This window comes from Enterococcus sp. UD-01, from assembly GCF_044909655.1.
In the GTDB taxonomy this organism is placed as follows: Bacteria; Bacillota; Bacilli; order Lactobacillales; family Enterococcaceae; genus Enterococcus_L.
Window position 1 is genome coordinate 15051 of sequence record NZ_JBIYEU010000026.1, and the last position, 13087, is coordinate 28137.

General features: G+C 40.4%; 10 protein-coding genes. 7 read left to right on the forward strand and 3 right to left on the reverse strand.

Features of this window, described 5'->3' with window-relative positions; genetic code table 11:
* Positions 1 to 122 precede the first annotated feature (122 nt).
* The gene (locus ABH902_RS15280) at positions 123 to 2588 is read left to right on the forward strand and encodes a heavy metal translocating P-type ATPase (protein ID WP_404592196.1); all 2466 of its coding nucleotides are present in this window, start codon (positions 123 to 125) and stop codon (positions 2586 to 2588) included.
* A 128-nt stretch (positions 2589 to 2716) separates the two neighbouring features.
* The gene (locus ABH902_RS15285) at positions 2717 to 3625 is read left to right on the forward strand and encodes an AEC family transporter (protein WP_404592198.1); all 909 of its coding nucleotides are present in this window, start codon (positions 2717 to 2719) and stop codon (positions 3623 to 3625) included.
* Between the two features lie 34 nt (positions 3626 to 3659).
* Here the strand turns inward: ABH902_RS15285 and ABH902_RS15290 are convergent, their stop codons facing one another.
* The gene (locus tag ABH902_RS15290; protein ID WP_404592199.1) at positions 3660 to 5174 is read right to left on the reverse strand and encodes a UDP-N-acetylmuramoyl-L-alanyl-D-glutamate--L-lysine ligase; all 1515 of its coding nucleotides are present in this window, start codon (positions 5172 to 5174) and stop codon (positions 3660 to 3662) included.
* A 443-nt stretch (positions 5175 to 5617) separates the two neighbouring features.
* Between ABH902_RS15290 and ABH902_RS15295 the strand changes: the two genes are divergently transcribed.
* From ABH902_RS15295 to ABH902_RS15310, 4 genes are all read left to right on the forward strand, one after another.
* Entirely contained in the window at positions 5618 to 7267 is a 1650-nt protein-coding gene (locus tag ABH902_RS15295; RefSeq protein WP_404592201.1) for a polysaccharide biosynthesis C-terminal domain-containing protein, read from the forward strand.
* 115 nt (positions 7268 to 7382) lie between these two features.
* Positions 7383 to 8102 (forward strand): pseudouridine synthase, encoded by a 720-nt coding sequence (locus ABH902_RS15300; RefSeq protein ID WP_404592203.1) that lies wholly within the window; start codon positions 7383 to 7385, stop codon positions 8100 to 8102.
* 140 nt (positions 8103 to 8242) lie between these two features.
* Positions 8243 to 9130, forward strand: coding sequence for an ABC transporter ATP-binding protein (locus tag ABH902_RS15305; RefSeq protein WP_404592205.1), 888 nt, complete (start codon positions 8243 to 8245; stop codon positions 9128 to 9130).
* A complete protein-coding gene (locus ABH902_RS15310) occupies positions 9127 to 9948 on the forward strand; it encodes an ABC transporter permease subunit (protein ID WP_404592207.1) in 822 nt (273 codons plus the stop codon). The genes ABH902_RS15305 and ABH902_RS15310 overlap by 4 nt, the downstream gene beginning before the upstream one ends.
* A gap of 85 nt (positions 9949 to 10033) precedes the next feature.
* Here ABH902_RS15310 and ABH902_RS15315 read toward each other — a convergent pair whose 3' ends face one another.
* Positions 10034 to 10858 carry an NAD(P)H-hydrate dehydratase gene (locus tag ABH902_RS15315; protein WP_404592209.1) on the reverse strand — a complete coding sequence of 275 codons (825 nt, stop codon included), beginning with the start codon at positions 10856 to 10858 and terminating at the stop codon, positions 10034 to 10036.
* Positions 10859 to 11014: 156 nt separating this feature from the next.
* On the opposite strand from ABH902_RS15315, the gene pepV reads away from it, so the two are divergent.
* Positions 11015 to 12430 (forward strand): dipeptidase PepV, encoded by a 1416-nt coding sequence (pepV, locus tag ABH902_RS15320; protein ID WP_404592211.1) that lies wholly within the window; start codon positions 11015 to 11017, stop codon positions 12428 to 12430.
* 76 nt (positions 12431 to 12506) lie between these two features.
* On the opposite strand, the gene ABH902_RS15325 is transcribed toward pepV, so the two are convergent.
* Positions 12507 to 12887 carry a PH domain-containing protein gene (locus ABH902_RS15325; protein ID WP_404592213.1) on the reverse strand — a complete coding sequence of 127 codons (381 nt, stop codon included), beginning with the start codon at positions 12885 to 12887 and terminating at the stop codon, positions 12507 to 12509.
* Between the last annotated feature and the right edge of the window lie 200 nt (positions 12888 to 13087).

The following is a 13087-nucleotide window of genomic DNA, read 5'->3' on the forward strand; positions in this document are numbered from 1 at the left end:
TTTATACTTAAAAAGATTTGACAAATAGGTTGACAAAACTATTGGTAAAGCATAATATTAAAGAAGAACATAACGACTACAAATATAGACGATTGATAAACAATAAAAAAGGAGAGTTGAAAATGACCAACAAAACATTTGCGATCGAAGGGATGACATGTGCTTCCTGCGCCCAAGCTGTAGAAAAAGCAACTGCTAAGCTGTCGGGTGTTTCCTCTGCTGCGGTGAATTTAGCCACGGAAAAATTAAGCGTGCAATATGATGAAAACCAACTATCTGAAAAAGATATCCAAAAAGCAGTGGCAGATGCCGGCTATGAAGCATTTTCCAATACACAGCAACGTACCTTTGCGATCGAGGACATGACGTGTGCTTCTTGTGCGCAAACAGTGGAAAAGGCAGTCAGTAAATTAGCGGGAGTGGAGCAAGCCTCCGTCAACTTAGCTACTGAAAAAATGGTTGTCGCTTATGATCCTTCTATGCTGAATATCGCTGATATCACGAAAGCAGTGACGGATGCTGGATATGGAGCAGTTGAACAGACGGATACTGCTGAAAATATTGATCAAGATCGTGAGAAAAAACAAAAGCATATTGAAGAGATGTGGCGCCGTTTTTGGCTATCAGCAATCTTTACCGTTCCTTTACTTTATATTGCGATGGGACACATGATTGGGTTGCCGCTGCCAAGCTTTTTAGATCCAATGAGGCATGCCGAAACTTTTGCTGCTGCTCAACTGATTTTAACTGTACCGGTTTTGTATTTTGGCAGAAGCTTTTTCAAAGTAGGGTTTAAAGCTTTAATAAAAGGTCATCCGAATATGGATTCTTTGGTGGCTTTGGGTACAAGTGCGGCGGTCATTTATAGTTTATATGGAACGATAATGATCTTTTTAGGGGATACGCATTTTACGATGGCTTTGTATTACGAATCAGCCGGCGTTATTTTAACGTTGATTACATTAGGTAAATATTTCGAAGCTGTTTCTAAAGGGAAGACTTCAGAGGCAATCAAAAAATTAATGGGCTTAGCACCTAAAAATGCCCGGGTTTTACGTAACGAACAAGAGCTGGAAATTCCAGTCGATAGTGTGCAGGTAGCAGATATTATTGTTGTTCGCCCCGGTGAAAAAATTCCGGTAGATGGTATCGTTGTAGCCGGTTCAAGTGCGGTGGATGAATCCATGTTGACTGGTGAAAGTATGCCAGTGGAAAAAAGAATTGGCGACAACGTTACGGGCGCAAGCATTAATAAAAACGGTAGCTTCCAGTTTAAAGCAACGAAAATCGGTAAAGATACGGCTTTATCGCAAATTATTAAGCTAGTAGAAGATGCGCAAGGGTCAAAAGCGCCGATCGCTAAGATGGCGGACAAAATTTCTGGTGTTTTTGTACCTGTGGTGATTGGATTAGCTGTTTTAGCTGGTTTGGCTTGGTTCTTTTTAGGTCAGGAATCTTGGATTTTTGCTTTAACCATTACTATTTCAGTGCTGGTTATTGCCTGCCCTTGTGCATTAGGCTTAGCTACCCCGACAGCGATTATGGTTGGCACAGGAAAAGGGGCTGAAAATGGTGTACTGATTAAAAGCGGAGATGCACTTGAAACCACTCACAAGATCCAAACAATCGTTTTTGATAAAACAGGAACCATCACCGAAGGAAAGCCAAAAGTGACGGATATCGTTCCAGCAGAAGGTTTCACTGAGGCTGAATTATTGCGTTTGGCAGCATCAGCTGAAAAAGGCTCTGAGCATCCTCTCGGGGAAGCGATTGTCAACAGTGCGGTGGCAAAGAATTTGCCGTTTGTTGAAACTGAAGCCTTTGAAGCTCTTCCTGGTCATGGGATTGAAGTAACGATTGGAGGCAGTCAATTATTATTAGGAAATAAAAAATTGATGACAGCACGTAATATTACTTTAGCAGAATTAGTGACTGTTTCAGATCAATTAGCTGAGCAGGGGAAAACACCAATGTACATTGCTAAGGATGAGAAGATTGCCGGGATAATCGCGGTAGCTGATACGATTAAGCCTAACAGTATCCCAGCAATCAAAAAGTTACATCAAATGGGTATCGAAGTCGCTATGATTACCGGCGATAACCAACGAACAGCCGCAGCGATTGCCAAGCAAGTCGGTATTGATCGGGTCTTAAGTGAAGTGTTGCCGGAAGATAAGGCCAAAGAGGTTGCTAAGCTGCAGCAGGAAGGAAAAAAAGTGGCAATGGTCGGTGACGGCATCAATGATGCGCCGGCTTTGGCACAAGCAGATATTGGCATCGCCATTGGCTCAGGAACCGATGTTGCCATGGAATCAGCAGATGTGGTGCTGATGAGAAGTGATTTGCTGGATGTTCCAACAGCGGTAGAGTTAAGCAAAGCGACCATCAAAAATATCAAGGAAAATCTATTCTGGGCCTTTGCCTACAATACATTAGGGATTCCGGTTGCTATGGGCGTGCTTTATTTGTTCGGCGGTCCCTTGCTTAATCCAATGATTGCCGGAGCTGCGATGAGCTTTAGTTCGGTTTCCGTTTTATTGAATGCTTTACGTTTAAAAGGCTTTAAGCCTTCAGAAGTGAAAAAATAAGTGAAAAAGAATCTGAAACGATTGTAGGGGCAATTGTTTTCAGATTCTTTTTGTTTAAGACAGTCACTCGCTTCGATTTTTGTTATACTTTATAGTGAGGATGAAAATGACAGTAAGGAGTTGAAGGGTTGAAAGAGATTTTACTACAAGCAGCAAGCTTTTGTTTTATTATATTTTTGGGCTATTTGATGAAACGTATTGGGTTATTAAGTAAAGCAGACGGCGGTATGCTGTCGGTGATTATTGTAAATATAACATTGCCTGCTACGGTGATTGTCAGTTTAGCCGGAGTGGTTGTTTCAGAAACGTTGTTCTTTTTGCTGGCATTGGGAATAATAATGAATATTTTAGTTATTTTAGTGGGGGCTGGAGTGAGTAAAAAGCGGGTAACGTTAGAGCGTCAGTTTCAACTATATGCGATGTCCGGCTATAACGTTGGCAATTTTACGTTGCCTTTTATTCAGGGCTTTTATCCGTTAGCCATCCCTTTTTTATTGATGTTTGATATCGGCAATAGTGTGATGCTGACCGGTGGCAGCACTCTTTTAATTGATAAGCTGACGGGCTCAAAGGAAGAAACCTCTTTTAAAAAAATTGCAGCTACTTTATTGAAATCGGTACCTTTTGTAGTTTATATGTTAATGCTGTTATTACGGATAATTCAATTGGATTTGCCATTCGCATGGTTGCAGATGTTGGAAGTAATTGCCAAAGCAAATGGCTTTTTATCAATGTTTATGATTGGGTTGTATCTTGAACTGCGTTTGCCGAAACAGGCTTTAACACTGGTAAAAGAAGCTTTGTTCTGGCGGTATTTATGTGGGCTGATTTTAGCGTTGATTTTTGCTTTCGTTTGGCCGTTGTCGCCTATGTTGAGAATTGTTTTAGTGGTTTTAAGCTTGGCGCCGATGCCGACGTTTTCAGTGATTAACAGCGTGAAAGCAGGAGTGCCGGAAGCGACCGTGGGTTTTACTTCTTCAGCAAGTATTTTGATCAGTTTAATTTTGATGACATTGGTCATGTTGTTAATGATTTAAAAAAGAGCGGCATAGACCGCTCTTTTTGTGTGGCTTATTTTTGAACTAAGCGACTGGCGATTTGATAATCGCCTTCATAAGGAGTGTCTGCTCCATGAATTTTTTGGTATAGATCTGCACCTTTACCTGCTAAAACAACGGCATCCTTCGAGTGGCTAAACGCCAACGCTTGGGCAATTGCTTCACCGCGGTCAATGATGGTCTCCACTTGAATGGGACTGGTAATGTACTGCTCAATTTCCTGGCAAATCACTGCTGGATCCTCGTCAGCCGGATCATCCGTAGTCAAGATAGCAATATCCGCTAATTCAGATAAAACCAGACCGAAATCTTTACGCCGAGAAATAGCTTTATTGCCGGTACTGCCGATGACGACGATTAAGCGGCCGTCTGGATGGGCTGTTTTGACAAAGCTTAGCAGATTTTTTAAGCTGTCATAATTATGCGCATAATCAACATAGACCCGCGCGCCGTTGGAATGGGTCAAAAGCTCCATTCTTCCGGGAACAGTGGTTTCTTCAATGCCAAGCTGACAATCATCTTTTGAGGCACCGGTTAAGGCCGCCGCCAGAACAGCACTCAAAGCATTGCCCTTGTTAAAATCGCCGCCTAAGCGCAGCTGATATTCTCCGGAAACGGCAAGCGTTTCTTTTTTTGCTTTAATGGAAAACGATAAAGAATCCGCTGAATCTGTTTGATAAATATAATCAGCATCCGAGTGCTCATCACCATAAACCAGATAAGGGATATGCAGCAGCTCCGCGTTTTCCTTTAATAATTGAAAATGATCCGAATTCCGGTTGAAAATCATCGTTTTAGAATGAGCGATCAATTGCCGTTTACAATAAAAGTAATCGTCAAACGTTGGATGTTCAATCGGACTAATATGATCCGGTGTAATATTCAAGAAAATTCCTACATCGAAAAATAAACCGTAAACTCGATTTGTTTTATAGGCCTGTGAGGAAACCTCCATGATAAAATGCGTCATTTGGTTCGCGGCTGCTTCAGCCATCATTCGGTACAGGTCAAGAGACTCAGGTGTTGTTAACTGAGATTTAAAATAAGTTTTGCCGTCCAAGGTTGAATTCATCGTTGAAAGCATGGCTGTTTTTTGTTTTGTCGTGTGATCTAAGATAAACTTAGTAAAATAAGCGGCAGTTGTCTTGCCTTTGGTTCCTGTGAAGCCAATCAGCTTTAATTTGTGTTGCGGATAATCGTAAAAAGCCATACTTAAAACCGCCATCGCTTTTTTTATATCCGTGACAATAATGCCAAGCTTAGCACTCCCGGCAAAAGGCTGTTCAGCCACGTAAACCTCAAGACCGGATGCTACAGCTTTTTCTAAATACTCTTCTTTGAAGTTCAAACCTTTACAGAAAAAAAGTGTCTCGCTGTTGACTTTACGTGAATCATAAGAAAGAGCCTGAAACGTTTTATCGGTAAATGCAGCCGGCAATTGTAATGACCAATTATCATTTGAAATAAATTCTTTTAAAAGCTGTTCTTTAAGTAAACATTCACGAATTGTTGCTAAAGAAAGATTCATTGCTATGCCTCCAAGCGCGTTCTTAAATCTATATGTACTATTTTACAGTAAAAACTATTTAGAAACTCATCATACAATTTAAAACGTAAAACTTCAAGATGTGTGTAGCGAGCTGTGGGTATTTACTGCAGGAATTAATTTTGGATATTTATATTAAATAAATATCGCGAATGAACTAAAGAGTATTTTGTATAATTGTAAAAATAAGCTGAAAAACAACTAGTTTTTTATTGCTTTTTAATATGTATATTCAATAAAATTCGATACTTTTTAATAAAGTTATTTTTTGTTTTTTTGTTGTTAAAAACCCTGTAATATCAGTTTTTAGAGGATTTTCGGACAGATACTATAAATTAGTTAAATTATTCCAGAAAGTCGTTGCATATACTTGATTTAACAATTAAAATAAAGAAAGCATGTTTGAAGAAAGTTGGAGGAGTTCAATGATAAATCAACCAAATCCTGCTGAACAACCGATTCTGACGAATCAAGAAAAGATGGTCAAGGGATCGGCTTGGATGACAGCTAGTAATATAATTTCTCGTCTATTAGGTGCGGTTTACATCATTCCATGGTATGCATGGATGGGCGAGCACGCGAATGAAGCGAATAGCTTGTTTTCAATGGGCTATACGGTCTACGCATTCTTTTTATTAATTTCTACAGCAGGGATTCCTGCGGCGATTGCCAAACAAACGTCCTACTACAATTCATTAAATGAATACAAGGTAAGCCGGCAGTTATTTTATCGTGCTTTACAGGTAATGGCTGTACTAGGCGGAATTTTTGCTATTGTTATGTATCTGGCCTCTCCACTTTTAGCTAGCTTATCAGGCGGCGGAGAAGATTTGATTCCTACGATGCGTTCGTTAAGCTTGGCTATTTTGATTTTTCCATGTATGAGTGTGGTTCGCGGCTATTTCCAGGGGAATCAAGATATGATGCCGTACGCGCTGTCGCAGATTATTGAACAGGTAGCACGCGTATTTTATATGCTGTTAACAGCCTTTATTATCATGAAGTGGACCAGTGGTGACTATGTCGCAGCTGTTACGCAATCTACATTAGCCGCGTTCATAGGAATGCTGGCAAGTTTAGTAGTGCTGCTGTTTTATATGCAAAAGCAAAAGCCGATGTTCGATTATTTAGTGGAGCACAGTGCGAATGTTCATGAAGCTTCCACAAGTGACTTACTTATTGAAACCTTAAAAGAAGCGATCCCTTTTATTATTGTCGGTTCCGGTGTAACTGTTTTCAAATTAGTCGACCAATTTACCTTCTCAAACATCATGGAAAGTTTTACAGCTTATTCAGGCAGTCAGCTGCGGACGATGTTTGCGATTTTTAACGCGAATCCGGATAAGCTGACCATGGTAGTTATTGCGTTGGCCACCTCTATTTCCTCTACAGGCTTGCCGCTAATCACTGAAGCGATTACGTTGAAGAAATACCGGGATCTTTCTAAGCTGATTAGCAATAATTTGCAGTTGTTTATGTTTGTAATGCTGCCGGCAACCTTCGGGATGATTGTGCTGGCAAAACCCTTGTACACGATGTTTTACGCGCCTGATGCTTTAGGAACGGCTGTATTAGTTCAGGCATGTTTTGCCGGTCTATTTATGGGCTTGTATATGTTGTCTTCAACAATGCTGATGGGAATGTATGAAAACAAAGCCGCTATTAAATATTTCGGTTTAGGTCTAGTGCTGAAATTAATCGTTCAATATCCTTGTGTACGCTTGTTTGAGGTATACGGACCGTTGTACGCAACAATGATCGGCTTTGCTCTTGCATGTTTCTTGATTATGAGAAAAATTCAAAAAGTTAGCCATTTTAACTATAGTTTGACCTTACGCCGTGGGTTATTAATATTCTTAGTCACATTGATTATGATGATTGCTGCAAGTATTATGCGTCAATTCTTGTACCTATTCTTGGATCCTTCACGTAAGTTCCAGTCATTTATCATTATCATTTTTGTGGCTGCAACCGGTGCTGCGGTTTATGGCTATATCATGCTGAAGCTGCGTTTAGCAGATAAGTTATTAGGCAGTGGTGTGGAAAGATTACGTCGTAAATTTAAAATTAAATAATAAAGGTCGAAGGAAAAATCGTACCTTTTACCAAAGAAAGCCACAGAAATTGTCTAGCCAATCTTTTGTGGTTTTTCTTTTACTAAAATCAGGATGATATTTTTAGGAGGTAGCTATGCGATTAGATAAATTTTTAGCTGATGTAGGGCTGGGGAGTCGTAAAGAGGTAAAGCAATTGTTAAAGAAAGGGTTAATTACAGTAAATGAACAAATGGTAAAAGACGGAAAACAACAAATCAACGAAGAGCAGGATCAGATTGCTTTTGCTGATGAGGTGTTGGTTTATCAGCGTTATTATTATTATTTGCTAAATAAGCCGCAAGGAGTAATTTCAGCTACCGAAGATAACAGAGATCAGACGGTGATTGATTTATTGAAAGATGAGGATTATCGAGCAGATTTATTTCCAGTCGGGCGTTTGGATAAAGATACTGAAGGGCTGCTGCTTTTAACCAATGACGGGCAGCTGGCGCATCGCTTATTGTCGCCTAAAAAGCACGTAGATAAAGAATATTTTGCCAAAGTTCAAGGGATAGTTACCGAAGCTGATGTTCAGCGCTTTGCCGAAGGCTTTTCTTTATTGAATGGCGAACAGGTAAAGCCCAGCAAGCTAATGATTAAAGCTGTTGATTCAGGAGCTGGCACGTCAGATATTCAGCTAGTTATTCAAGAAGGAAAGTTTCATCAAGTGAAGCGAATGTTTGAAGCGGTGGATAAAAAAGTCGTCTATCTTAAAAGATTGCGAATGGGCAATTTATGGCTGGATGAAGCCTTGGCACTTGGTGATTACCGCACATTGACAGAAGCAGAACTTCGATTACTGGAAAATAAATAACTTTTCAGGAATAAAAAATGTAGTGTCAAAATGAACGATAGTGACAGAAAAAGCGTTTGTGTTTTATTAGCCTTTGACTAATCAGTTAATTTAGACGTATACTGCACTTGACTAGTGTGTCAATAAGGAGGAAGCGTGGCATGAACGCGATTGAGCTTAAAGGTTTGACTAAGCTGTATCAAAAAAAGCCAGCCATTCATCAGGTGGACCTAAGTGTGGCAAAAGGAGAGATTTTTGGTTTTATCGGACCAAATGGCGCCGGTAAGTCAACGACGATTAAAACGATGTTGAATTTTATTTATCCAAGTGCAGGAACGGCAAGGTTACTGGGAATGGATAGTGTAAAAGAGGCGAAAGCGATTCGGCAACGAACAGGATATGTTTCAAGTGATGTGCGTTTCTATCCTGCTATGACAGCTTTGGAAATTTTCGACTATGTCGCAAAATTTCATCAACTGACCAATAGTCAGCAACGAATTAAGCATTTTATTGAACTTTTTGATATTGACGGAAAAAAGAAGATGTCTGAATTATCCTTGGGAAATAAAAAGAAAGTGGCTATTACAGCTGGGATTTTGCCGCAGCCGGAACTATTGATTTTAGATGAGCCGACCAATGGATTGGATCCGTTAATGCAGCATCGCTTATTTGAAGAGCTGGAGCGGCATAATAAAGAAGGTATGACTATTTTTTTATCAAGCCATGATCTGAATGAAATCCAGCAGCACGCGCATCGGGCAGCCTTTATTCGTCAAGGGGAAATTATCACTGTTCAAGAGGTTTCAAAAGAAAAATCACTTGGAAAGGTGATTACGTTGATCGGAGAAAAGATTCCCCTTTCACTTTTTGAACAAATTGGCGCCGCGATCATTAAGCACCAAGAAAACGAAACCAGATTGTTTTATGAAGGAGACCTGCATCGAGTTTTGCCGCTGTTAAATGATCCCTCAATCAAGGATTTTACGATTACGAATCCGGAATTAGAGGATCAGTTTATGGCGTTGTATGAAGGAGGCACTGGAAAATGACAACAGCAAAAATAGAGATCCGTTCATTGACAAAAGGCTTGTGCATTTGGCTGGTCATTTTTATGCTGGTGATTTTCGGTTTCAGTGCAGTTTATCCTCAAATGCATGACTCAGCGATGAAGGATGTAATGGATGCTTCTTTGAAAGGCTTATCCCCGACATTGCTGAAAACCTTCAATCTTAGCACCAGCGGACAAACGAGCTTTTTAGTGGCGACCGGCTTTTTTGCTTATTATTTTCAATACATGTTTCTAGCAGCTGCAATTTATGCGATGATGTTGGGAAGTCAAGCACTTATCAAAGAGGAAACAGACGGCACCATTGAATTTTTATATGCACAGCCTGTGACACGAAAAGGCATTGTCAGTGGTAAATTATTAGCAAATAGCGGCATCCTCTTTCTTTTTTGGCTGTTTTCTTTCAGTCTATCGCTGGGGGCGACGTTATTATTTAAACAATCAAGCGATATGACAAGGGAAATTGTTTCCGGGATTAGCCGAATTTTCGGACAGGAAGCGATAATTTTATTCTTTTTCTTAGCGTTAGGTTTTTTCCTTTCTGCGCTGTTAAGATCAAGTAAACAAAGTATGAGCGTTTCTTTAGGCATAGTATTTGGTTTTTATTTGCTCGGTATTTTAGCTGAATTAAATGATACTTTCAGTTGGGCTAAAAAGCTTTCTCCTATTCATTTAGGGATTCCCAGCAGCCTCTTGGATAATGGGCTGTCTGTCACTGTAATAGCTGTACTGCTTGGCTGCAGCTTGCTATTTTTAGCCGGCTCGTATGGGGTTTACCAACGGAAAGATTTGAAAATATAACGAAGCTAGCGGTACAGGATAAAAGATTCCTGCACCGCTTTTTATAACGAGCAATTTCTGTAGCAACAACTATGCTGGTTTTAAATCAGGTTTCAAAGTGTTTCATGTAAAAAGGCAGCTGAGCACTAATTTCTGTCGGTAAAACCACATAGCGTTCTTTGCCCAATTCTTCGCCAATTAAGCTGTGAAGGTACACTGCAGCACAGATAGCGGCTTCTTTGTTTGCAAATTGTGCTAAAAATCCGGTAATGATTCCGGCAAGTGTATCACCTGTGCCGCCTGTGGCCATGGCAGGAGTTCCAAGTGTGTTTTCATAGCTGCAATGAGCGGTATAAATTTGTGTGCGGTGGCTTTTTAAAACGATCGTCGCCGACAGCTTTTGTTGGAAAGCCTGATTGTTTGCTAGAGTTTGTTCTTTTAACGATAAGCCGCTCATTCGCTGCCATTCGATTTGATGAGGCGTGAACACGACCTGCTCCGGATAATTTAATGCGTAAGTCTTTTTAGCAAACAAGGTGATCGCTGAGCCGTCGATAACAAGCCATTGTGTAGACTGCTGCTGCTGAATAACAAGCTCAAGCAGCTGCTGACTTTGCTTTGTTAAGCCTAAACCCGGTCCGATCAAAAGGACGTCTGCAGCTTCGAGTAACTCTTTGACTGCTGTTGTATTCTCCCAGTCAAGAGCCATAGCTTCGGGTAAGCGCGCGTGTAAAGCAGCATGGTTTTTAGCCGCAGTCACTACGGAAACTAAGCCGCTGCCGGATTTTACTGCAGCTTCAGCGCTCATAAGGATGGCGCCGCCGTATAAGTCATTGCCTCCCACCAAAACCACTCGCCCAAAAGTCCCTTTATAGCTTTCAGCTGGACGTCGCTGAATAACCGAGAGATGATCGTGTGTCAGTTTTTTCATTTGGGCATCTCCTTCATTCGTTTTCTTTATTATAAAGCCAATTTGCTCTAATCGCAAAAAGCCAAAAACATTCTAAAAAAATGACTCCTGCCTTTTTCTTTTAGGGAAGTTAGTGGTATGATGAACAGGTAGAAAATTGAATTGGAGTGACAACAAATGACAATTAATTGGCAAAAAGAAGTAGAAGCACGTAAAGATGCGCTACTGGAAGATTTACAAAATTTATTACGGATCAATAGTGAACGCGATGACTCTCAAGCGACCGCTGATGCGCCATTTGGCCCGGGACCTGTTGCCGGTTTAAAACATATGCTTGCTTATGGGGAGCGCGATGGTTTTGTTGTAAAAAATGTAGATAATTATGCTGGACATATCGAATATGGTGAAGGTAGTGAAACATTAGGGATTTTTGGACATATGGATGTTGTACCAGCCGGTGATGGTTGGGATACAGATCCTTATGAGCCTGTTATTAAAGATGGTAAAATCTTTGCGCGTGGTTCAAGCGATGACAAGGGTCCAAGTATGGCTGCGTATTATGCACTAAAAATTATTAAAGAGCTGGAATTACCCTTATCTAAAAAAGTTCGTTTTGTCGTTGGTAGTGACGAAGAAAGCGGCTGGGGCGATATGGATTATTATTTCAAACATGAAGAAGCACCTGACTTCGGTTTTTCACCAGATGCTGAATTCCCAATTATCAACGGAGAAAAAGGCAATGTTTCTTTATATGCGCGCTTCAAAGGCAGCAACACTGGCTCATACACATTAGAAAGCTTTACTGCCGGCTTGCGTGAAAATATGGTACCTGGAACAGCTGAAGCAGTAATCACTGTACCGTCTGCAGATGCGGCAGCGAAAATGCAGGGCGCCTTTTCTGTTTTCGTCGATGGAGAACCAATCTCCGGTTCGCTAGAAGCCAATGAAACAAGCGTTACAGTAAAAGTTGTCGGTAAAGGAGCGCATGGTGCCAGCCCACAATCCGGTATTAATGCTGCTACTTTCTTGGCTGTCTTTTTAGATAGCTATGATTTCGGCGGAGCAGCGAAAGAATTTATTCATGTGGCGGCAACGCTAGTTCATGAAGATTTTTATGGTGAAAAATTAGGTGTGGCTTTCGAAGATGCTAAAATGGGTAAATTAACGATGAACGCTGGCTTATTTGTTTTCAAAAATGAAGCAGAAGAAGGCAACTACATGAGCTTGAACTTCCGTTATCCTAAAGGCATGACAGCCGAAAAATTAGAAGCCGGTGTCAATGCAACGGCAGGGCAACAAGGAGCCGTTATCGTCCAAGGTGACCGTAATCAAGAACCGCATTACGTACCAGCGGATGATCCTTTGGTTGAAACGTTGTTACAGGTTTATGAAGATCATACGGGTCAAAAAGGCCACGAACAAATTATTGGAGGCGGAACTTACGGACGTTTATTAAAACGCGGCGTTGCCTATGGCGCAATGTTCCCCGGCTATACAGATACCATGCACCAAGCGAATGAATTTATGGCGCTGGATGACTTATTCAGAGCAACAGCGATTTATGCGGATGCCATTTATCGTTTGGCAAAATAAATAATAACTGCAAAAAAACTCTGTACAGATGAATGTACAGAGGTTTTTTGCTTATATAAGCAGCTATCATTACTTTTTAGCGCAAAACTGCTGAAGCTAAAGCTTGTTGAATCGCAACAATGTTTTTATCTTTACGGAATTGAAGATCTACTGAAGGATTTTCAGCGCTTGAAATCCAAATCTTTAATTCAGCGTCCAAATCAAAATGCCCACTGGTTTCTACTGAAAATCGTGAAATTGATTTATATGGAATGGACTTGTAATCTACCTTTTTACCGGTCATGCCTTGTTTATCTACAATGATTAATCGTTTATCTGTAAAAACGATTAAATCGCGAACCAATTTAAATGCCAGATCCACTTGTTCATTTAAAATCAAAATATCTCTTAATTCGTTCTGTACTGAATCGTTGCTGTGCTGTGTTGCATTCCCCATTAAACCATCAAATAATCCCAATTATTACTCCTCTTTTCTGTTATAATAGTAGGTTCTCATTGCGAAAATAAAAAGACTATATATTTTGTAGTGACCCCAAAAAGTTAGACTTTTTATAGAGTGGATTTTGTAGTGACCCCAAAAAGTTAGACTTTTTTCGGAGTAGAGAAATCTACTCCGTTTTTTTATTTGTTGTTAAGCTGTTTTACTTTCGGTTATTC